The sequence below is a fragment of the Methanococcus maripaludis genome, from assembly GCF_013760955.1.
In the GTDB taxonomy this organism is placed as follows: Archaea; AGJL01; Methanococci; order Methanococcales; family Methanococcaceae; genus Methanococcus; species Methanococcus maripaludis_A.
Genome location: NZ_JACDUL010000002.1, coordinates 170319 through 193456 on the forward strand (window position 1 = coordinate 170319; position 23138 = coordinate 193456).

22 protein-coding genes are annotated in these 23138 nt (G+C 32.0%); 9 read left to right on the top strand and 13 right to left on the bottom strand.

All coding sequences use genetic code 11. From position 1 onward, the window contains the following. Window positions 1-24 precede the first annotated feature (24 nt). The 4 genes from HNP90_RS03745 (at window position 25) to HNP90_RS03760 (ending at window position 5081) form a co-directional block, all read left to right on the top strand. Window positions 25-978 (top strand): D-2-hydroxyacid dehydrogenase, encoded by a 954-nt coding sequence (locus HNP90_RS03745; protein ID WP_011976525.1) that lies wholly within the window; start codon window positions 25-27, stop codon window positions 976-978. A 49-nt stretch (window positions 979-1027) separates the two neighbouring features. Next, window positions 1028-2221 (top strand): ABC transporter permease, encoded by a 1194-nt coding sequence (locus HNP90_RS03750; protein ID WP_011976526.1) that lies wholly within the window; start codon window positions 1028-1030, stop codon window positions 2219-2221. A 125-nt stretch (window positions 2222-2346) separates the two neighbouring features. Then, window positions 2347-3261, top strand: a complete 915-nt coding sequence (gene hemC / locus HNP90_RS03755) for a hydroxymethylbilane synthase (RefSeq protein ID WP_011976527.1) — start codon at window positions 2347-2349, stop codon at window positions 3259-3261. A gap of 89 nt (window positions 3262-3350) precedes the next feature. Next, entirely contained in the window at window positions 3351-5081 is a 1731-nt protein-coding gene (locus HNP90_RS03760) for a tetratricopeptide repeat protein (protein ID WP_011976528.1), read from the top strand. A 10-nt stretch (window positions 5082-5091) separates the two neighbouring features. Here HNP90_RS03760 and HNP90_RS03765 read toward each other — a convergent pair whose 3' ends face one another. Then, window positions 5092-5838 carry a class I SAM-dependent methyltransferase gene (locus HNP90_RS03765; RefSeq protein ID WP_309500987.1) on the bottom strand — a complete coding sequence of 249 codons (747 nt, stop codon included), beginning with the start codon at window positions 5836-5838 and terminating at the stop codon, window positions 5092-5094. Between the two features lie 299 nt (window positions 5839-6137). Here HNP90_RS03765 and HNP90_RS03770 point away from each other — a divergent pair, with 299 nt between their 5' ends. Beyond that, window positions 6138-7736 (top strand): S-layer protein, encoded by a 1599-nt coding sequence (locus tag HNP90_RS03770; RefSeq protein ID WP_011976530.1) that lies wholly within the window; start codon window positions 6138-6140, stop codon window positions 7734-7736. 9 nt (window positions 7737-7745) lie between these two features. Here HNP90_RS03770 and cofG read toward each other — a convergent pair whose 3' ends face one another. Further along, the gene (gene cofG / locus HNP90_RS03775; RefSeq protein WP_011976531.1) at window positions 7746-8804 is read right to left on the bottom strand and encodes a 7,8-didemethyl-8-hydroxy-5-deazariboflavin synthase subunit CofG; all 1059 of its coding nucleotides are present in this window, start codon (window positions 8802-8804) and stop codon (window positions 7746-7748) included. Between the two features lie 23 nt (window positions 8805-8827). Beyond that, complete coding sequence (nadC, locus tag HNP90_RS03780; RefSeq protein ID WP_011976532.1) at window positions 8828-9667, bottom strand: carboxylating nicotinate-nucleotide diphosphorylase; 840 nt, start codon at window positions 9665-9667, stop codon at window positions 8828-8830. Between the two features lie 88 nt (window positions 9668-9755). Here nadC and HNP90_RS03785 point away from each other — a divergent pair, with 88 nt between their 5' ends. Continuing rightward, a complete protein-coding gene (locus tag HNP90_RS03785; protein ID WP_011976533.1) occupies window positions 9756-10148 on the top strand; it encodes an Rpp14/Pop5 family protein in 393 nt (130 codons plus the stop codon). A 272-nt stretch (window positions 10149-10420) separates the two neighbouring features. On the opposite strand, the gene serS is transcribed toward HNP90_RS03785, so the two are convergent. From serS to HNP90_RS03800, 3 genes are all read right to left on the bottom strand, one after another. Beyond that, window positions 10421-11965 (bottom strand): serine--tRNA ligase, encoded by a 1545-nt coding sequence (gene serS / locus HNP90_RS03790; RefSeq protein WP_011976534.1) that lies wholly within the window; start codon window positions 11963-11965, stop codon window positions 10421-10423. 63 nt (window positions 11966-12028) lie between these two features. After that, window positions 12029-13048: a homoisocitrate dehydrogenase gene (gene aksF / locus HNP90_RS03795; protein ID WP_011976535.1), complete on the bottom strand. Its 1020-nt coding sequence runs from the start codon at window positions 13046-13048 to the stop codon at window positions 12029-12031. 115 nt (window positions 13049-13163) lie between these two features. Then, entirely contained in the window at window positions 13164-13523 is a 360-nt protein-coding gene (locus HNP90_RS03800; protein ID WP_011976536.1) for a hypothetical protein, read from the bottom strand. A gap of 190 nt (window positions 13524-13713) precedes the next feature. On the opposite strand from HNP90_RS03800, the gene HNP90_RS03805 reads away from it, so the two are divergent. Beyond that, window positions 13714-14595 (top strand): AIR synthase related protein, encoded by an 882-nt coding sequence (locus tag HNP90_RS03805; RefSeq protein ID WP_011976537.1) that lies wholly within the window; start codon window positions 13714-13716, stop codon window positions 14593-14595. 41 nt (window positions 14596-14636) lie between these two features. Here the strand turns inward: HNP90_RS03805 and HNP90_RS03810 are convergent, their stop codons facing one another. The 7 genes from HNP90_RS03810 to cbiM form a co-directional block, all read right to left on the bottom strand. Next, window positions 14637-15602: a hypothetical protein gene (locus HNP90_RS03810; protein WP_011976538.1), complete on the bottom strand. Its 966-nt coding sequence runs from the start codon at window positions 15600-15602 to the stop codon at window positions 14637-14639. A 31-nt stretch (window positions 15603-15633) separates the two neighbouring features. Continuing rightward, complete coding sequence (locus HNP90_RS03815) at window positions 15634-16131, bottom strand: hypothetical protein (protein WP_011976539.1); 498 nt, start codon at window positions 16129-16131, stop codon at window positions 15634-15636. 95 nt (window positions 16132-16226) lie between these two features. Continuing rightward, window positions 16227-17408, bottom strand: coding sequence for a tetratricopeptide repeat protein (locus tag HNP90_RS03820; RefSeq protein WP_011976540.1), 1182 nt, complete (start codon window positions 17406-17408; stop codon window positions 16227-16229). 197 nt (window positions 17409-17605) lie between these two features. Next, window positions 17606-18373, bottom strand: coding sequence for a cobalt ECF transporter T component CbiQ (gene cbiQ, locus HNP90_RS03825; protein ID WP_011976541.1), 768 nt, complete (start codon window positions 18371-18373; stop codon window positions 17606-17608). A 154-nt stretch (window positions 18374-18527) separates the two neighbouring features. Continuing rightward, window positions 18528-18830, bottom strand: a complete 303-nt coding sequence (locus HNP90_RS03830; protein WP_011976542.1) for a Dabb family protein — start codon at window positions 18828-18830, stop codon at window positions 18528-18530. 119 nt (window positions 18831-18949) lie between these two features. Next, complete coding sequence (locus HNP90_RS03835; RefSeq protein WP_011976543.1) at window positions 18950-19270, bottom strand: PDGLE domain-containing protein; 321 nt, start codon at window positions 19268-19270, stop codon at window positions 18950-18952. Then, window positions 19263-19901, bottom strand: coding sequence for a cobalt transporter CbiM (gene cbiM / locus HNP90_RS03840; protein WP_011976544.1), 639 nt, complete (start codon window positions 19899-19901; stop codon window positions 19263-19265). The genes HNP90_RS03835 and cbiM overlap by 8 nt, the downstream gene beginning before the upstream one ends. 195 nt (window positions 19902-20096) lie before the next feature. On the opposite strand from cbiM, the gene HNP90_RS03845 reads away from it, so the two are divergent. Both HNP90_RS03845 and HNP90_RS03850 read left to right on the top strand, forming a co-directional pair. Next, window positions 20097-22337, top strand: coding sequence for a DEAD/DEAH box helicase (locus tag HNP90_RS03845; RefSeq protein WP_011976545.1), 2241 nt, complete (start codon window positions 20097-20099; stop codon window positions 22335-22337). A gap of 216 nt (window positions 22338-22553) precedes the next feature. After that, entirely contained in the window at window positions 22554-23126 is a 573-nt protein-coding gene (locus HNP90_RS03850) for a 3'-5' exonuclease (RefSeq protein ID WP_011976546.1), read from the top strand. Window positions 23127-23138 lie beyond the last annotated feature (12 nt).

The following is a 23138-nucleotide window of genomic DNA, read 5'->3' on the forward strand; positions in this document are numbered from 1 at the left end:
AAATAGTGCTAAAAAGTGATTTTAATGAAAATAGTCGTACTTGATGGATACACGATGAATTCTGGGGATTTATCGTGGGAAAATTTGGAAGAACTTGGTGAACTTACAATTTATGATAGAACTTCTGAATCAGAAGTAATTGAAAGAATTTCGGACTCTGAAATTGTTATTACGAACAAAATAATAATTGACAAGGCAGTTTTTGAAAAATGTAAAAACATAAAATACGTTGGAGTTACCGCAACGGGTTATAATGTTGTAGATACCAATTTAGCAAAAGAACTGGGGATTGTTGTAACAAATGTTCCAGCATATTCGACAGATTCAGTAGCACAGGCAGTATTTTCATATATCCTCGAACATGTGCAAAATGTTTCCAAATATAATGAAAGCGTAAAATCAGGTACTTGGGTAAATTCAAAAGATTTTTCATACCGAAAATTTCCTATTATTGAACTTGCAGGTAAAAATCTTGGAATAATTGGATTTGGAGCAATTGGAAAAAAAGTTGCAGAAATTGGAATTGCTTTTGGAATGAATGTGTTTGTAAACACGAGAACTGTTTCAAACACGAATTTGAATGTTAAATTTGTATCTAAAGAAGAAATTTTTAAAAATTCTGACTTTTTAACGCTACACTGTCCATTAACTGACGAAACAAAAGAACTTGTTGACGAAAAAACGCTTAAATTGATGAAAAAATCTGCAATGTTGATAAACACCGGGAGGGGAGGACTCGTCAATGAAAAAGATCTTGCAGATGCATTAAATCTCGATAATATTGCCAGAGCAGGTTTAGATGTACTTTCAACCGAGCCTCCAAAAGAGAATAATCCCTTAATCAACGCCAAAAATACAATTATAACCCCGCACATTGCATGGGCATCTTACGAAGCGAGAAAACGACTGATGGATGTGACTGTAAACAATGTAAAGTCATTTATCGAAGGAAACCCAATAAATATTGTAAACAAATGAAAATACATTTTTCATAAAAATTAATTTTTTTAAGATGGGAGATAACTTTATGAAACCAGCCGATGTTGTGAATTTTGCCGGGCGAAATATAACTCAAAAAAAGACACAGAGTTTTTTAACAATAATTGGGGTAGTTATAGGTATTTTGGCAATAGTTAGTTTGATTTCCCTTGGATATGGTGTTCAAAATTACATAACTGGCGAGATTACGACTATCGGTGCAAATATTATTTCAGTTATCCCTTCGCAGAATTTTGGAGGTCCTGCAGTTTCAAAAACTTTTAATGATAACGATGTTGATGCTGTAAAAAGCGTCAGGGGAGTTGACGAAGTTGTTGCTGTATGGATAGGAAGTTACGAGCTGGAATATCGGGATCAATCCATCTATGGAAATATCTTGGTAGTCGAACCTTCAAAATTTACTTACGTATACTCAACAACTTGGGGTTACGAGCCATACAAGGGGCGTTGGATTGAAGACAGTGATAAATATTCCTGTATGGTTGGATATTCACTTGCAACTAACTCTTTTGACAATGATATCGATATTGGGGATAAAATAACGATAAATGGTACAAAATATAAAGTTATAGGAATACTCGAAGAAACAGGAAACCCTGCAACCGAAAATTCAGCTATTTTATCAAAAGATGTAGGTCAGGCACTTTTCGAAATTGATGACGAATACAACAGGATGATTGTATCCGTAAAATCTGGCGAGGATGTAATTCGGGTTTCAGAAGATATTCAGAAAGAAGTGGAAGATTCAAGGGGGGACGAAAATTTTTCCGTTTTAACGGCAGAACAACTTGCTGAATCGATTAACAACATCTTTAAGGTTTTAACAATATTTTTAGTTGGTGTTGCAGGAATTTCATTGCTTGTTGGAGCGGTTGGAATCTCAAACACGATGCACATGAGTATTTTAGAACGAAGAAAAGATATTGGAATTTTAAAAGCACTTGGTGCAGAAAACACGACGATTCTTTCAATATTTGTAGTTGAGGCTGGATTTTTAGGATTATTCGGTGGAATCATCGGAACGATAATTGGAATATTAATTGCAAAGGCAGTTGAATATATTGCAGCAGCTTCTGGTTACGGCATTATAAAGGCGTGGATTTCCTGGGAATTAATTGTTGGAGTTTTAATATTCTCATTTGTAGTAGGAATTTTAAGCGGCTACTTCCCTGCAAGAAGCGGTGCAAAATTAAACCCTGTTGATACTTTGAGAGGGGAATAATTTTAAAAAATTAATTAAAGCAAAAGTAATAAGAATAAAATGTTTAAAAATTAAAAGCAAGTTATAAATTTTAAATTTATTCGATTTCGATATTTATTATAGTTTAGATATTTAGCGGTGAAATTTTGAAGTTAAGAATCGGAACAAGGGGCAGTACGCTTGCAATGGTCCAGACAGAATATATCGCAGGTCTTTTAAATGATCTCGGTGTTGAAACAGAAATTGTTATTGTTAAAACTACTGGGGATAAGGATCAGACTAAAAAACTTGTAGATCTTGGACTTGGAGTTTTTACAAAAGAACTTGATAGCAAAATGCTTGAAAACGAAATTGATATTGCAGTACACAGTTTAAAAGACGTTCCAACCCTTTGGAGTGATGAATTACAGATTACTGCAACCCCAAAACGAGAAAGTCCTGATGATATTATAATCTGGAGAAAAGACAGCGATTTTGATATCGAACATGACGAATTAGATGTTGGAACTTCGAGCATTAGACGAACTTCATTTTTACAATTTACACACCCCAATTTAACACCTAAACTTTTAAGGGGGAATGTCGCAACAAGAATTGATAAATTAAGAAATAGGGAATACGATACAATTATAATGGCAAAAGCAGGCCTTATCAGGCAGGGTATTGATTTATCCGAATTTAATTATACAAAGCTCGATATGCTTCCTGCACCAGCTCAAGGAGTAATTGGAGTTGCTTCAAGAAAAGCAGACATCAAAATCAACGAAATTTTGGAAAAAATATGTGATAAAAAAACATATATTGAAGCTACTGCTGAAAGATGGGCCTTAAAAGAATATGGTGGCGGATGTCAGGCACCTTTTGGAGCTTTTGCAGTTTATGATACTGAAGATGGGATTTTAAATTTAAGATGTGAACTTGTGGACGAACAGGGCACAATAAAGCGAGTAAAATCAAATGAAGGATTTGTAATCTGCACTACTGATGAAGTTGAACTTGCAAAGGAACTCGGTGCAAGAGTCGGTGCATTATTTAAAGAAATCGAAACTTTTACTTATTAGTTCTTTTTTCTTTTTTTTAAAAATTTAGAGAAAGTTTTAAATTATTTAAAGTTTAATTTTATTTTAATTGTAATTATCGAGGGATTTTTATGGCAGATTATAACAATGCAGTAGTTTTCTATGATGCATGCGGAATCGAATATTCAAAACAGATTAAAAAAACTCTTGAAAGGGGTTTTGAAAGAGAATGTTTTTTAATAAACCTTGATGCGCATGAAAATACTCTTTCGAAGATTAATTCGGCACTGAAAACGAGTAAATATGTTATTTTTATGTTTAGTTCGATTTATTCTAACGAACAGCTGTTAAGTGAAGCAAAAAATGCATTTAATTCCGATAAACAGATAATTTCTTTAAAATTAAACGATCCGAGTTTAAAACAACAGATTTCAGTCCACCAATCTGAATTTACGGATAACTACAGTCTTTCAAAAAAAGTAAGTGAAGAAGTTGAAAAACTTAAAAAAATGGAAATTAGGGGTCCAGATTTTATAGAATCAATAATTTCATTTAATATGGGAAATATTTACTTTAATTTTGGAAAATACGACGAAGCTATAAGATGCTACAAAAAAGCCGTGAAAATAATACCTGATTTCGTAGATGCACTAAATAACTTTAATTCACTTTCAAACCTGAGATTATCTGAAATTGAAGATAAAAGGCCTGCCATATACAAGGATGCAAAAATTGATGAAATCGTACCAGATATTTTTTCAAATGCTGTTGAAGAACCCGAAGAAACTCAAAAGTGCACAGAACTTGAACCAGAAGAGCTTGAAGACCTTATTTTAGAAGGAGAAATTGGGGCGGGGCCTGAACCAGAACTTGAAAAAGAAGTTGAAACGCCAGTTGAGGAAAATATAGAAACTGAGTTAGAAACGAATATTGAAGATGAAATGGTGGAAATTGAAGAATTAAATAACGAAAAAGAAGTAATTTTTGAAGAAGAACCACAAGAAGACATTGAAATTGAATCTGATGACGTGGACGATGAACTTATTTCAGATGCCGAAATTGAAGAATTTGGTATTGAAGAAAATTTTGAGGAAATCGAAGAAGATATTCCTGAAACTGAAGAAATATCTGATGAAACAGAAATAATTTTAGAAGAAGAAATTGAATCAGAAATTGACGAAGTTGTCGTAGAAATTTCTGAAGAAATAATTGAAGACATTGAAATTTTGGAAGTTGTTGATGAATCTGAAGATATCGAAAAAATAATTGACGCAGATACCTCTGGTGAATTAGAGTCTTTTGAAGAACTATTGGATAAAAATGAAATCGAAGAGGAAACACAAGAATTAATCCTTGGAGATATAACCGATACAGGATTTGCTGAAGTTTTAACTTTTGCAAACGCACTTTATGAATCAGGAGATTTTAACGCTGCCGAAGTAGAATATAAAAAAGCAATAATCCTAAATCCTAATTATTCGGAAGCACATAATAATTACGGATGCCTTTTGGAATATCTCGAAAGATTCGATGAAGCAGAAGTTGAATTTAAAAAAGCAATAGAATTGAATGTTTTAAACATAAGGGCGCATAATAACCTTGCAACGCTTTTAGCAAAAGCTGAAAAATACGAAGAAGCAGAAATGCACTATAAAAAAGCAATTGAACTAGATCCTGAGTATTGGGGCGCAATTTATAATTTAGGGGCAATGTATGCAACCTTAAAAAGATATGATGATGCAATATCTCAAGTTAAATCAATGATTAAAATCTTCAGGTCTGAAGGAAATATTAAAGAAGTTTTAGAGCTTAAAAAACTTGTAAAACATTTAAAAAAGTTAAAAATCCAAAATGGTAAATAATTTAAATATTTTAGATATTTTGTTCTTTTTTCCAAGTAATCATTGCTTCTTTTGACGTTTTTGTAAATGTCCAAGAATCTTCTGCTTTAGTTAACTCTTCTGACAATATCTCTTTTATTTTTGAATACTGTTCATCATTTAATGTAAGTTCTCCGCGAGCTTTGAATCTATCCAAATAATGTTCAGCTGCATCATCTAAATTGTTAAATGTTTGGGAAAATGATTTTTCACTTAATTTAACATCAGCATATATTCCAAGTTGGTGTAAAATATTGTAAATTAAAATATATGTCATGCCAAATTCTTTTCTTTCAGGTTTTTGTTCAAAAATGGATTCCCTAATTTTATTATATATCTCCCTCCAAGCTTGGCGAGTTCCAAACGTTAAAATGCAACAGTATTTTTCAGCATAATTATTCATTTTTTTAAGTGACTCTTCCATGTCATCTACGCCGAGTGAATAGGACGAAAATACAATATCGGGGTTAAATTCCCTATTTAATTCAAAATTATCCCATCTTTTATTTATTATGTTAATGTTGTCAATACATTCTTCTTTCATTCTATTTTTCAAAATATCTATCATACCAGTAGACTGTTCTACAACAGTAATTTCTTTGACTTCTTTTGCAAGCGGTATTGTGTAAGTTCCAGGTCCAGGTCCAATCTCTAAAATTGATGTGTTTTTATCGATATTAAACTCGTTTTTAAGATAGTCAATATTGTGTCCAACCCATCCATTTTTATTATTTAGCACATTTTTAGCGTAATTTTTTGAAAAAGTATCCCAAAAATTTTTCGATTCTTTTTCTGACTTAAATTGGGTTTTCCCATGATTTTTTCGGTAATATTCTGCCCAATCTACTTCGATAGTTTCACCCTATTTTTTTGTAATCCTACTTTACATTTTTTCCATATTTAAATTATATGATTTATTATCAAAACTTTATTAAAAAAATCATAACATTTAAATATTATTCATAAATATTACATTAAATTAGGATAGACATATTAATTATGACTATTTTTAAAAAACTATTACATACAGGTGAGTAGATGGCAATTAGTATTAAAAAAATAGTTAGCATCGGGTTAGGTGGCTTGATGCTCGGTTCAGCACTTTCTTCAAGCGCTTTTGCAGTAGAAAAAGTTGGGGATGTAGATTCTTTTGTTTCAGATCTCGTTTCAACCGATAATTCAAATGTTGATATAATTGTTGGCTCAAATTCAGTAGCTTCAGATGTTGTATCCGCTGCAAATATCGCAGCAAAACTTGGATCATTATCCTTTTTAGAACAAACTGGTGAAGAAGCTTCTGCAACTTTATCAATTGGTTCAAAATCTAAATCAGATAACTTTAATTTAGTTGGTTCAGGAGTTACGGATTCCCTTTTCGCAGTTTCCGTAGACGATGATTATGTTTCTAGTATATCAAATGTTGATTTCCACAGTTCAACAAACTTAGACGCCACGGGGTATGTTTCATTGGAAGATCTTGGTAATTTAATGGAAGTATCTGATACGGACCCTTCAAGCTGGGTTACAGGATCCGATAACGATGTTTCTGCAGAATTTATGTTTTTAAGGCTTAAAACAGATGTTGCAGATTGGAAAGTAAATTCTGATGAGATGTCATATATGACATTATTATTTGATGAAAATACTGGAGTTCCAGCAGGCTTAAAAGGAATGTGTCCGGGACGTAACATTGCATATTTAGGTGAAGAATGGACATTAATGGGTATGAGTTGTGATGCCGATAAAGTTGTTCTCGGAAAGGAAGTTTATAGGGGTGCATTAAAAGAAGGGGAATCTTATTCAGTAAATGGTTGTGAAATAAAAATCGACTCAATTATAACGGATGGTACCGATTACAAAGTCAGTGCAAAAATATTAAAAGATGGTGCAGTTGTGGCATCCACATATAACGAAGCACCAACAAACCTAATGGCAAACGGCATTGGAATAAGATTTCAAAAAGTTTACGAAAGTATAGACTCAAATGCGGCTTATGCTGATGTTGTGATCGTAAATAATGTAAAAGGAATGCCTTTAGGTTCAGAAGTGATTCCGGATTATGAAATTTACTCAGTGTTATACACAGGCGGTACTTTTCAGTATACTGATGACTTTGTAAAAGGTCAAAAAAATGTGGGGCTTGCTTTAAAGTATGTTGGTGATGATTTAACAGGTTTAGGATCCGACGATAGTGTTAAAGTTGCAGATTATGCAGATTTCCTGTTTGATGATGAGGGAAGCAGTGCAACCAAGTTAAATGTATTCTTTGAAATGAACGAAGAAAAAGAAGTTAGCTTAATCCAAACTCAAAAAACAAATGTTTTAAATGTGAAAATTCTTGCAGAAGAGATTTCTACTGGAGATGATGAATCCCTAACAATAGCCCCAATAGTTAAATTAGATACTGAAACTTCAATGGAAACTTCAGAAAATCCATTAATATTAATTGGCGGGCCAGTTATAAATTCCATAACCAAAGAATTATCAAATGCTGGTTTAATTGCAATAGACAATGAATCACCTGCAACTTTGGCATTAGCTGCGGGCGCTGCAAATGGAAATGATGTATTGGTTGTTGCAGGTGGCGATAGAAGTGCTACAACAGACGCAGCAAACGCTTTAATTGCAATGATTTAAAAAAATAAATTATTTTTCAATTTTTTCTAAAATTTTTTTATCCAGCCATTCTTTTGTAATATATTTTTCATAAACTGGAAGTCTTTCTTTTAAATTAAATCCGAGTTCTTTTGAAAAAATGTTTAATTCATCAATATCTGGCCACGGGGCTTCGGGGTTTACAAAGTCTTTCGTTAGGGGGGACACTCCACCCCAGTCGTCAATTCCAGCCATTAAAAACAGCTGTCCGGTTTCCCGATTTAAATTGGGTGGAACTTGAATTGAAATATCTTCTAAAATTAATTTTGAGAGAATTATCATTTTAAACATTTCAACTGGACTTGGTTCTTTGTAATTTTCCATCGGAATTCCGGGTTTTACCCTAAAATTCTGAACGATTACTTCCTGGATATGCCCATAGTTTTCATGAATTCTTTTAATTTCAAATATGGAATCAATACGTTCTTCAAGAGTTTCTCCAATTCCAATTAGGATTCCCGTAGTAAATGGAATTTTTAATTTTCCAGCATTTTCAATCATTTCAATTCTTAATTTAGGGTCTTTTCCTGGGCTCTTTTCATGTGCGATAGTACCGCATAATCTCGCACTCGAATTTTCAAGCATCAATCCCATCGAAGCATTTACTTCCCTTAGGTATTTTAGCTCATCGTAAGATAAAATTCCACAATTAGTATGTGGTAAAAGATCCGTATTGTCAAGGCACCATGCACTTATTTCGTATAAATATTCCAAAATTCCAGAGTAGCCCATTTTTTTTAATTCTTCTTTTACTTTCTCATTTTCATCAACATTTTCTCCAAAAGTAAAAAGCGCTTCTCTGCATCCAAAAGTATCAGCTTTAGTTAATATTTCATTCATTTCATTCATTTTTAATAATTTAAAGTTTTCATTTCTAAATGTACAGTAACCACAAACGTTCCTGCACCAGTTGCATACTGGAATAAACGCGTTTTTTGAAAAAGTAATGTGTTTGGAAGAAGTTTGTGCATTAATTTTTGTTAATTTTTTTAAAATGGAATTTATCGAATCTGATTTTAAAAAATCAAGTGCTTCACTTTTTGTTATCATTTAAATCCCCAAATTGAATTAATTTACAGTAAATCAAGTCCGATATCGACAGATACTGCTGAATGAATCAACGAACCCATTGAAATAACATCTACATTGTATTTTGCATAATCTTTGACGTTATTTTCATTTATTCCGCCGCTAAGTTCAATTTTTGGTCTAAATCCCGTTTTCTGTTCAAATCCCAAAATAATATCGAGTGCAATTTCTATATTTTTAAATTCAAAATTGTCAAGAAGTATAATATCTGGTTTATGCTCAATAACTTCTTTCAACTGTTCAATTGTATCGACTTCTATTTCAATTTTTTTTGAAAAGCTTAATTTTTCAGCTCTTTTGAAGCATTCTTTTATTCCAACAGCCTGAATGTGATTATCTTTAATCATAACCATGTCATCAAGCCTGAACCTGTGTGTATCGCCACCACCAATAAATACTGCATATTTTTCAATCATCGAAAGGAGGGGGTGCGTTTTTCTCGTTGCCGCAATTTTTACAGTTTTATTAATTTCTCTTACGTCTTTTATTATCCTGTGGGTTTTATTTGAAATTCCGGAAAGGTGCATCAAAAAATTTAAAACGGTCCTTTCAAGAGTTAGTATCGTTTTTGTGTTCCCCCTAACTTTTAAAAAAGGTCCAATAACCCGGTCACCATCATTTATTAATTGAGTGCAAGTTAATCCATTTTTTTCCATAAATTCAACTACAAAATCAATTCCGCAGATTACGGATTCTTCTTTAGCAACAAAAACTGCTTCTGATTCCTGGTTTTTTGGTATCATTAATTCAGTTGTAAGATCTCCAAAACCGACATCGTAATTGAGTGATTCTTCCAATATTCTTAAAGCATGATTTTTCAACACAATAATCACCAAGTTTTTATAACTGGCCTAATTATTATAAATATTGCGTTTATTATTTTTATTTTAGTATATATAGGGGAAATACACGATGTTAAAAACACTACCTCCAACATTGAGAGAAAAAAAACGATACGTTGCACTTGAAATTATTTTTGAAGATGAACTATTTCAAAAAGACGTGATTGCAATTGTTAGGAATGCTTTAATGAATTATTCCGGAGTTTTAGGATGTTCCAAAGCAAATCCCTGGTTAATCGATTACAACCACCCTTACGGAATACTTAGAATTTCAAGAGATGAAGTCGATAATTTAAGAAGTTCGCTTAGTTTAAGCAATGAACACCGAAAAAAGCCGATAAACATACATATAATTGGAATCTCAAACTCTGTAAAGCATATTCGTGAGAAGTTTTTACATGTGCCTCACGAACCGTATTACAAAGTTATACAAAAATTAAAAAAGAAGGGCCCAAAAAGGTAAGTTAACTTATACTTCAGAGGTAGCGGCCCAAAACCAAAAAGTACTCCATACGGAGATCCCGATGACTGCTAAAGATATAAATATGGTGTCATAACAGCCAAGGACTGTATTAATCACATAATTCAAATCCATAATGTACACCCCCCAGTGACATATTGTACTGTGTACATTATTATATAAAATATTGCTCCTTAAAAAAACCATTTTTCTTACGTTAATAGCCTAAAAAATCCATAATATCGGATAAAAAAGGATTTAATAGATAAGTGAAATTATGGCCAGGTTATTAATTTAGGAATTTCTGGCAATTTTCCAACTTTTTTCTGGATTAATTCTGGCCAATCGTCGTAATTGTAGCCGTATTGTGCTAAAAATCCAATTACCCATCTTGTTAATCCATATCCTGTACATCCAGTCCAAACTTTTCTTTCTTTATAGTCTTTAATTCCAAATCCTTCTATAAAGTGAGTTCCATGGATATTTGCTGAAGTTACTGCAACACCTTTTCTTTCTTCTTTAATGTGTGGTAACCAAAGTCTCATTTCGTATTTTGGAACGTCTGGGAATTCAATTCCCCTATCTTCTTTCTTCCTACCTTCTAAATAGAATGGATCGTCACCAACTTCGGTCCAGTACTCTAAATCTAATTTTTCTGCCAGATTTTCTGCGTATTTTAATGTATCATCTCGAACGGTTTCCACAAATTCTGGAGTGCCCATCCATACACATTCTCCCCTCAAGAACTCATTTACTCTGTCAAGACCTTTGGCTCCACCGCCTTCCCACCTGTAAGTCCAACCACTTTTGTCGAAAAATTTCGAAGGGTGGTCAACGTCAACCAATTCATGATCGAAGAAACTGTAGAACGGTTCACACTGTGCAGGTGCTAAAACATATGCAGGATCTCTTAACAAAGTTTTTAATTTTTCAATTGGAATTTCTTTTTTAATCATCATTTCGTTTACAAAATCCTGAAACATTTCAGGTTCCCTTTTTGGAGGACATACGTAGTACATTCCCTCAGGAAGACCTTCCAAATATCTCATTTTGTACATTACATCTAGTGGAATTAATTTAGGGAATAAACACTCATCAAAACCTATTTTATCGATACATTCTTCGATAATTAAGCTTTCAAACGCCCTGAACAATTTTGCCATTGGCGCAGTATAAAACCACTGTCCTCTTCCAGGGAATCTCTTTACCCATCCGTTTGGTTCTGCCAATTCTGTCGGGTCTGTATCAAATGTAATTTCTCGCTTTGCTTTGTAGTCTGAAACAATTGTTCCGGGAGCAATTTTACAAACTTCAAAAGTTAAATCCTGATCTTGCTTATCAAGTTCATTTTTAACGAATTTAATTGCTCTATCGATTATATTTCTTTTTAATTCCCCATCGCCCAAATTTTCAAAGACAATGTTGATTTTTTCGCTTTCTAATTCAACTTCACATTCTGGAACTTTTAATCCTTTTAATTCGCTAACTTTTGAAGGTTCTGCAGTAAGTGTTACAACGTATCTATCAATTGCAACATCTCGAATTCCAATCTGGTGTTTTCTTCCAACTTTTTCCATTATTGGTTTTTTCAATCTTACAATACCTTCATGTGCTCTCGTGTACGTTCCTGAAGTCATTTTAAGTTTTAAATCCTTTCCATCAAATTCATAACCTTCAATTTTTGAAGCCTCATTTTCTTTGCCTTCTGGAACACCTTTTAAGAAAATATCTCTGTTTTCCAAAACTTCGACGATATCTTTTTGTGTTTCTTCTTCGACATCCTTGCTGAATATTATTCTCCCATCGAGTTTAAATCTCATGAAATCACCGAATCAATTTACAAATAATGTTTTACCTAATAGTTTTTAAATTTTTAGTATTGATCATTGAACCATTTGAGATTTTATTGATTCAATGATTTTATCTGTAACTTCAGAAGTTTTTAAGTTTCCCCCAAGATCAGGAGTTAGATATTTACATTCAACAGCTTTTTTAACTGCATTTCTTATGCATTCTGCTTCTTTATTCATATTCAAATGATCAAGCATCATTGCAGCACTCAAAATTGATGCAATAGGGTTTGAAATTCCCTTTCCCGCAATATCTGGTGCAGAACCATGGACTGGTTCGAATAATCCGTTTTTATCGCCGATGTTTGCCGAAGGAGACATTCCAAGTCCACCGATAAGTCCAGCAGCTTCGTCAGATAAAATATCCCCAAATAAATTGGTTGTAACCATAACATCAAACATTTGCGGATTTCTAATTAAATACATGGCTGTTGCATCAATTAGGTAATCATCAGATGCTATTCCTAATTTTTCATATTTTTTCGAGATTTCTTCAAAGACTTCCAAAAATAAGCCATCGGTAATTCTCAAAACATTTGCTTTATGGATACAGGATACCTTTTTCCTATTGTTTTGAAGTGCATAATCAAAAGCATATTTTACAATTCTTGAGCTTCCGAATTTGGAAATAACTCGTTCAGCAATCGCAACTTCATTTTTTTCGTCGTAATATTCTTTTTTTACATAAAGACCTTCGGTATTTTCACGAATTATCACAAAATCAAGGTCTTTGAAGTTGAACGTCGGTCTTATGTTTGCATAAAGGTCGAGTTCTTTTCTTAAAGTTAATATTGGACTCCTATATGGTTTATTTTTTAATTCAGTTGGTTTCGGGGTGGTAACAGATCCAAAAAGAATAGAATCAGATTCTTTTGCAATTTCTATGGTCTTTTCAGGTATTGCATCGCCACATCTTTTAAAACATTCGTAGCCTGCATGTGTTTCTATAAATTCAAAATCCCCAATTTCACTCAAGACGCGCACTGTTTCTGGAATCACTTCGTTTCCAATGCCATCTCCATTAATAACACAAATTTTGGGAGTGTTTCTCATAAAACCACCAAAAAACTCGCACATAATTTTCGATTTAACGCAGAGATACCATATGATTCAAACATATAAAAATACTTTGCAAAGTTTAATTTTTAAAAGATAAATAATTCGATTTTTATTCATCAAACGGCCTTATTTTTTTCATAAGTTTTTTAATTTCCACAATTTTTTCATCGATGTGTTTTGATCCTAAGGACTCATTTTCAGATTGAATTTCAGACTTTTCAGTGTATAGATAATCAACATATAGCTGTAATTCATCCCAAAAGATCTCTTCAATTTCTTCTTCTCCAAAATCTTCTAAAAATTCTTCGTTTTCCAAGGCATAGAGTGCTGCCCTGCAAGAATCGTTTCTTCCAAGGTACATATCTTCAGAATAAATAAAAAGTTTCGGGTCAACATCTCTTGAAATCGATTCTGCTCGTTTTAATACGTTTTTTATAACTTCAATTTCATTTTTACTAAAGTTTACCATGGGGCACCCGTTTTACCATTTTTATCTTAAATAATCTGGATAATTTATATTTAAATCTATATTTTAAAAGGAATATTTATATAAAAACAACCCATATTTTGAATAAATTTATCTTTGGAAATAGTAGAAATGCTTTTTAAACCATTTTAAAATATTAATTTACATGATTTATATAATTTAACGTGAGAACATGGAAAATATCGAGTATGAAATTAAATATGCAATAGATCACATGATGGAGAATAACTACCCAAGAAAAGAACTCTGGAACATGGATTCAAAGGTTCCTGGTCTTTTGAGTGGAATTCGTGCAGGGGATGATGGGGTAGTAGTTGGAAAATCTGTTTATAATATGGAAGGGCCATATCCATTGATATTGGGCTCAAAAACTGCGCTTATCCATACTACATGTGATATTGTTGCAATGGGCGCAAAACCACTTTATGCAATGGATGCAATACAGGCTGCAAATGAAGAAGAAATTAAAATTGCAGTCGATGGTTTAAAAAAACAATCAATTGGACTTGACATTCCAATAATTGGCGGAAATACTCAAACAATCGAATCATTGAAATCCTGTATGAGTGTTGTTGTTTTTGGAGAACTTATTTCAGATAAATTTATTCGCGATTCGGGTTCAAAAGATGGGGATGTAATGTTAATGCTCGGACACCCGGTGGAAGGAGACATTGGGGAAAGAATTCAAAAAGCAAAGAATAAATTTGATACATTTTTGGAAATTTTAAAAAACAATATCGAAGTTCACGCCTGTAAAGATGCTTCAAGAGGCGGTTGGCTCTGTAACATTTTGGAGATGCTTTTGAAAGCCCAGTATGGTGTTGAAATAACAGGTCTGCCTCACCCAAGGGCCACAAGGTATCTTGGAACTTACCTAGTAAGTGTTCCTGAAGATGAAGTTTCAAATGTATTGGATGTTGCAGTTAAAAATAGGTGCCCGTTAACTCCTTTTGGAAGGGTTACTTCAGAAAAAGTTCTTAAAATCGGAAATAAAGAATATATCAACAACGAAGAAATGAAAGAACTGATAAAAAGTTTCCCTTATAAATATTAATTTATTTTTTTTATTTTTAAATTAAAAAAGTATTATTGGTTTTAAAGTAATTTTGAAAGAGGAGATTTGTCCAAATTATACAATTTAGCTATTTCTTTAAGAATTGCTTTAAATACTGGATCATTTCCACCATACTGTTCTGCATAGAGTTCAAGGCCCGAAAGGTGATTATATAATACATCAGGGTACGTCTGTGATATTTCATAGACAGTATTTAAAACCATACTTCTTACGATCATGTTTTTAGAACAGCCCATCAAATCAAGTGTTTGGGGCATCGTATCATCAACCTGCCCTTTGGTAAGAGTGGGTAATTTCGAGAGCTGGTATACGATATTTAGCGGATCTAACTCTTTTATCTTACCTGATTTAAGGGTTTCAATAGTAAACACGTTAAATTGTAAATCTTCTTTTGAAATGGATTCTTCAAGCATTTCCTCAGTAATTTCTAGCTTCTCAGGTAACACAAAGAATAATGACGATCCAATTTCCATCAATCTTCCAAAGAGAGATTCCTGTTTTGACGACTTCATCAACTGCTTAACATGTTTTTGAAGCTTTTTTTGATTCTCTGAAAGATTGTATTCCTTAAATTTCCCGTATTTCTTGATCAAGTTTCCAGTATAATTTCTAATGTCTAAATTAACAAAAGTCTTGTTTATGTGGCTTACTTCTGAATTAAAATTTTCATAAACCTCTGGATAAACATCTGTTATCAATTTAAGTGAAATTAATGAATTCAAAACTAAAACTTCGCTTTTTTGTGATAAAAATGCTTTTAAAGGGGAAAACAATTCAGAAATATCCTTATTATTTTTTAGATAATTTTTTGTGAGCAAATAAATAGCATTCGCTTTTAAAGTCTCACTATTTGATTTAAAATACATAAATAAATCCGAAGTTAATGAATCGTCCTCATCCAACATTTTTTGAGCGTCGTTTAGCATATCGTCTTCCAGAAGCTTTTTTAATTTGTTAGATTTTGAACGAAGAAACCCGAGGACCATTAAATCACCTATTCCCCTTTTTTAAGTAAATTTAAAGTTCGCTTTCATCGACAGGAGTGATTTTATATTCCATATCTTTGTTTTTTCTCATGAGTTCCAAGAATTTAATGCAGTTTGAAGGGTCCTTGTTTGTAACGGTTACTTCTAATGATCCTTTGATAAATTCATCTGATGAAAGTTTTGATTTTATTGGAACAGAACCGTATGCCATCAATATTTCGAGCAGTTCTTTCTGCATTGTCAAGCAGTTCTCTGCATCCCCAGTTATAACTATTTTATATGATGGGAAAAGCAGTTCGTAACAGTTTACCAATATGATTTCATTTTTTTGAAGTATTTCACAGAGTTTTGCATAATTTTCGCTTTTCGCTTTAACTATAAACTTTATCGAGTAAAATTTATGGTTTAAACTGTTTTTAACAGTTAAATTGTAAAGTCCTGAAACATTTTCAGCAATTAACATTCTTAACTTTCCAAAAACATCAGATTCAGACAAAGCTTGTGTTACATAGAACTTTTCTTCTTCCACTTTTTCACCGGGCTCAAATTTCGATTTTGCTAATCGTATAAAATCTATTCTATTTATAATTGTATGATATGATTTAGGTTATATTTAGCATTTAATTATAATCTTGAACTTTCAGTACTTTTTGGACTTGTAAGTTGGGGTTCAAGTTTTACTGCATTAGCATATGCTTCTTTTGAATATTCTTCATTTCCAATGGTTTTATATACATTGGAAAGCTGTATCCAAAAGTCAGAAACGTTTTTATTCAGTGTAATAGCTTTTTTAAAGCAGTCTACTGCCTCATAATGTCTTTCTAAAATGTTTAAAATCTGGCCTTTATAGCACCATGCTTTTGCATATCCGTTATCTTTATCCAATGCTTTTTCAATAAATTCGAGAGCTTTATTGTAATTTTTTAATTTAATGTATGTTCGAGCAATTTTTACAAGTATAGATGGATTTAGAGGATTTCTTTCATATGCAAGTTCTAAGTAATAAAGGGCAGTTTCATAATCTTTATTTTCGTAATACAAAAGTCCAACTCTGCACCAAGGTTCATGGCTGTTTATATGGTTTTCAAGAACTTTTGTATAGAGATCAAGTGCTTCGTTAGTTTTTCCGAGTTTTCTCAAAGCATCGCCTTTTGAAAGGGTCACTTGAAAGTTATTTTTGTGTTCCGATAAATACATGTCGTAAAATTGAATTGCTTTTTCATATCTTTTAACTGTATAGAATGCATTACCAATGTTTTTCCATACTTGTGTATCATACGGGCTTATTTTTAAGATTTTTTCATAAATATCAAGAGCTTCGTTAAATTTTCTAAGTCCAACGAGTGCAGTTCCTTTTTTTGCAAGTACGTCTTTATATTTTGGTTTTTTTTCTAGAATTTTATCAAATTCCACAAGTGCTTCTTCAAACTTACCTGTTTTTAAGTAAGCGTCACCTAAAATTTCAGTAACTTTAAAATCTGGTTCAGAAACATTTTCCAAAATTTCAATAGATTCTTTAAACAATTCCAAGGAATTTAACAACATCGCATAGTTTTTTATTATTTCGAGATTGGTTGGGCTTATGGATAGTGCTTTTTCGTATGAATCCTGAGCTAGTTTTGATTTTTCAAGCATCTTGTAGGCATTTCCTTTAAAATACCATGCATCAGGATTTTTTGGTTCTGAACCAATGGCTTTATTAAAAAATTCTATCGCTTTTTGATATTTACCTTTATTATAATAGTCAATACCCTTTTCAAGCAATTTTTTTGGTTCCTTTGTTTCGAAAATGGATAATATTCCCATGGTGAGCCCTTTTAAATTTCTTTAATATTACTTTTAAAATTATACATTTATCTAACTTTTTATTTTTTGATAAAAAGCTCCATAATTATTAAATTATTAATCAGGTAGACGTTACGATTCTATATTATGTTCTTTATTTAAAGGCATAATATAACTCTCAAAAATACGTCTAAAATTAACGTTATTTTTAGAATAATCTATAGTGAAAGTATTCCAAGTGATAATACTAGTGTAGTTACGGCTAAAAATACTATGTCATTAACGCCGATTCTTTGACTAAGCGTTTTTATTTTAGAATCTTTTGAATATCCTCTTGAAAGCATTCCTAAATAAGTTCTTTCGCCCTGTTCATAAGATTTTAAGAAAACAAGGCCGATTAATGACCCAAACGTGTTCAAAAGCTCTTTATAACCCAAATTTTTCCGGTTAAGTGCTCTTGATTTCTGCGCTTTTATTGTGGATTCTAAAACATCAAACATCACAAATAGATATCTAATCATCATTCCAAGAAGTGTGGCCATGATACTCGGAATCCCAAGTTTTTTTCCAGCATTTATCACTTCATACATCGGCGTAGTGGATGAAAGTAGTACTACCGAAGATATAGCCACTAAAAATTTTAAAAATAATGAAATTCCAAAATCTAATCCTTCACTATAAACTGGGAATATTCCTAAATAAAATATTATCGATTCTCCTCGTATGAATGGTTGGAATAATGTTATAAATCCGCCAAATGGTATTATCATTATAATTCTTTTGAGCAAATTTAGAATAGGGATTTTTGAAAAGAGCATTATACATAATATGTAAATTTCTATTAAAATCATTAAATAAGCATTATTAAAAAGTGTTGCAGTCAAAACTACGGCAAAAACGAATATTAATTTGATTCTAGCATCCATATTATGGAGTGGACTTTCAACAAATGCATCTTGTTCCAGACTGCGTAATGATCCATGCAAAATTTGAGCCGACCAACATTTTTGATATTATACTATGTTATACTATTTTGAAACTGATTAGATTGTATTACTAATCTAAAATAGTTATTAATGTATAAAAAACCTATTATTTTTTAAAAAATGCGAGAAATAATGCAAATATTAGTAAAATTAATTAAAATTCGTAATCAACTGCAATTCGAGATTCCGCAACTGATTTTACAAATTCTGCAACTTTTAAATGTTCTTCATTTTTTTGATAAATTTCTAAATCTTCAAAACTATTAAATTCTGAAACTAAAACTACATCGTAGTTATTTTCAAATTTTTTCGAATCAATTCCAACTTCAATATATTTTATTTCAGGAATAACTTCTTTTAAGCTTTCTAAATTCGTTTTAATAATTTTTGCATTCTCAAATTTTTTTTTATCCTCTGCATTTTCTTTCAATTTCCACATAACGATATGTTTTATCATAAATACACCTGTTTAATTTTAAAATCATGTTTTTGGTATAAATTATATAAAAATATGCAAGAAAATAAATGCTCGAAAGTTTGAATTTTTAAAAAAGTAAAAAAGTAAAAATTGGTTTTTTAGTTTTTTGAAGTTGATTTAAGAAGTGAACCAACACCAAATGAAAGCAATGTAACGAGTAAAATACCAATTATTAATGCTGCAATTTCACCAATTTTTTCCATTCCCGGAATTGCATAGTCTGGCATAGGTGAAGGTGCGATTGTTCCTTCTTCTTCAAGTCCTGCTTCTTCCAAATTTGCATCTAAAACATCTAAGTTAACAATTTTTTCTGCAGCACTTTCTAACCCATCAGGGTTTCCGGAAGCTAAAAATGGAGCTGCAATTCCAAGTAATACTGCAACAATTAATCCCGCAATTAATATCGAGTTGTTATTCATTTAAAACCACCTTTTTTACGCTCTTTACAAGATCCGGTCGAGCTGATGCGAGGTAGCCTACCACAATTACAGTGATTAATCCTTCAATAATTCCGATTACTGCGTGGTAAAGACCCATAAATTGAATTCCAAGGTCTATAGGGAATGTTCCTGCAATTGCAAGTTCTGCTGCACAAACTAATGAAGCTATAAATGTTGCAGCCCATGCGGCAATAAATATCGCAACGTGGAAGTTCGTCTTTTTCAATGCTTTGAAGATGTAGTATCCTGCAAATCCGCCAACAATACCCATGTTAAAGATGTTTGTACCCATGACGATTAAACCACCGTCTGCAAAGAATAATCCTTGAACAATTAAAACCATAGCCAACAGTAATACAGCAGCCCAAGGGCTATCAAACACTATTGCAGTCAATGCTGCACCAACCATGTGTCCACTGGTTCCCCAAGGTATTGGCATGTTCATTGCCTGAATTGCAAAGATACCTGCTGCAAGTGCCGTAAATAATGGAACTGTCTTTTCATTCATTTCTTTTGATGCCCATCTTAAGGACAAGCTTAAAAATATCAGGGAAATTACCCAAAATATCGCGCTTTCCCAAAATGGGATAAATCCATCTGGTATGTGCATAGCCTCACCCGTTTTAGAGTATTAACTTTTTAATATATTTAATACAGATAATATTTGATATATCGGGGTATAAATATCTTATGATATTTTATTACTATGTAATAAGATTCTGTAATTATTATTACTCATATGGGCAAAAATTATATTATACTGGGATTACAATTAAGAAGAAAGAATTAACAAAATGTTGAAAAAATGCACGTATTAGATCTACTTAAGGAAAACAAAATTACTGAATTAAGGCCTCCTCAAAAAAGAGTGATTGATGAAGGACTTTTTGATAAATTAAAAAATTTTTTGATATGTATTCCAACTGCAAGTGGAAAAACGCTAATTGGAGAAATGGCGTTACTAAACCATATTTTGGATGAAAATAGAAATTTAACTGGAAAAAAAGGACTATTTATCGTCCCATTAAAGGCACTGGCAAACGAGAAATTTGATGAATTTAGGGAAAAATACGAAAAGTATGGAATAAAGGTGGGTTTATCTATCGGGGACTTCGATACAAAAGAAGACCTTTCAAAATTTCATATAATAATCACCACTTCTGAAAAGCTCGATTCATTGATGAGACACAATGTTGAATGGATAAACACGGTATCATTAGCAATAATTGACGAAATTCATTTAATCGGCGACAATGAACGAGGGGGAACTTTAGAAGTAATTTTAACGAAATTAAAAAATTTAAATGCCCAGATTGTTGGACTTTCTGCAACAATTGGAAATCCTGAAGAACTCTCAAACTGGTTAAATGCAAAATTAATTGTGGATGAATGGAGGCCAGTTGAACTAAAAAAAGGAATTTACTTCGAAAATGAACTCGAATTTTTAAAAAATCCTGCAAAAAAAATTAAAAAATTATCTAAAAATAATTTAACTGATTTAATAGTTGATAGTGTTGAAGAAAAAGGTTCCTGTTTAATTTTTTGTAATTCAAAAAGAAATGCCGTTGGTGAAGCTAAAAAACACAATTTAACCAGATATTTAACGAAAACTGAACAGCATGAATTGAATAAATTAAGCGAAGATATTTTATCAATTCTTGATACACCAACTGAAACCTGTAGGGCACTTTCTGAATGTATTAAAAAGGGAGTATCATTTCACCATGCTGGACTTACATACCAACATAGAAAAATTGTTGAAGATGGATTTAGAAACCGGCTGATAAAAGTAATTTGCTGTACTCCAACGCTTTCAGCAGGATTAAATTTACCATGCAGGCGAGCAATTGTACGGGATACAAAAAGATACTCACAAAACGGCCTTGTAGATATTCCAAGAATGGAAATTCAACAATGTATTGGAAGAGCAGGTCGACCGGGACTGGATCCATATGGTGAAGGAATAATTTATATTAAAAATGAAAAAGAAGCAGAAAAAGCTTATGAAATACTTATTGGAAATGTAGAAAATATTTATTCAAAGCTTGCAAACCAGAAAGTTTTGAGAATTCATATTTTGGGTTTAATTTCGACAGGAGAAATTAAAGATGGCGAAAGCCTCGTCAATTTTATGAAAAATACATTTTATGCATACCAGTTTGGAAATATTGGTGCAGTTTTATTAAATGTATCCGAAGTTGTAGAATTTTTAGAAAAAAATAAATTTTTAGAAACAACAGTTCATAAAAAAACAGAAAACAAGGTTTTGGAATTATCATTGGACTCTTCAAACAATTTAGTTTTAGATTCAAAAGAAACTTCGTTTGATCTTACAAATCCAAATTCTAAAGTAGAATTTAGATCAACAAAGCTTGGAAAAAGAATTTCTGAACTCTATATTGACCCGATGAGTTCTGAAATTATAATTGAAGAATTGAATGAATTAAAGAAAAAATGCAGTCAACTGGATCGATCTAAAATAGATCAGTATCTGTTCTATTTAATTTCAAAAACTAACGAAATGCGACCACTTTTAAGAATTCGGCCAAATGAAGAACTTGATTTAATTCTTGAAATGGATAAAATGGGACTGAAAGATTATTCGATAGAAAATATCGAAGCTTTTAAGAATTCAAAAATGTTCTGCGACTGGGTAAGTGAAATACCTGAAGAAATAATTTTGGAAAAGTATGGTGTTGAACCGGGAATATTAAGGTATAAAGTTGAACAGGCTAAATGGATGATATATTCAACAAAGGAGATTGCAAAATTAATCCATTTAGATAGCAGCGAAGTTTATAGGGCACTTTTAGAAATGGAATTAAGAATTGAGTACGGTGCAAAAGAAGAGTTAATCGAATTATTGAAAGTCAAAAATGTCGGTCGTGCAAGATCGAGAAAACTCTACAATGCGGGAATTAAGTCTAAAATAGAGATAAACAATAACCCTGAAAAAATCCTTGAACTTTTCGGCGAAAAAATCGGTAAAAAAATACTTGGCGAACTTGGAATGAAATATGGTCAACAGACTCTTCTTAACTATTAATTTAAAATTATAATATAAATTTTTTAAAAAAGTTATGCTCAGCTGTCCCCGTTGTCTTCATCGGAAAAGAATCCTCAGTGAAGTCGGCACTCATCATTGCATAATTAAATCAGGGAAATATTCTTTAATTAGATATAAAGCTTAAATAACCTGATATATATAGTTGAGTTATCTTGAAATGAGTTATTAAAAATTTAAAATTAAAACGTGTTAAAAATGTATGTTTTTTTAGATACTGAAACAACAGGGCTTCACCCGGGTCAGATTGCACAGCTTTCATATCTTGTAACTGACGAAGATTTGAACCTAAAAAAAGTTTTCAATCAATACTACTCAGTAGACCGCATGTCAAGAAGTGCTGCAAAAATTCACGGCTTAACTATGGAAATACTTGACGAATTATCAAATGGAATGACTTTCGAAGACACCGTTGACGAAGTTAGGGATGATCTTGAAGATTCCATAATAATCGGACACAATATCTCTTTTGATATTCGATTTTTAAAGACAGAATTTGAAAGGCTAGGTCCGGAATATGTTCCAAAAGATAAATTCTGTACAATGTTTCATTTTACTCCAATATGTAAACTTCCAGGTCAAAAAAGATATAAAAGACCAAAATTGGTTGAATTAATGGAATTTTTAGAACAATGCCCTCACGAAGGACTTGAGTTTACAAAAGAAGCGTATGGTTGTAGTGACGTTGGATTTCACGATGCAAGGTACGATACCGGGATTTTATATCTTTGCTACAAAAAAGGAGTTTTACTCGACCATATAAAAAAATAATTTAATTTGATA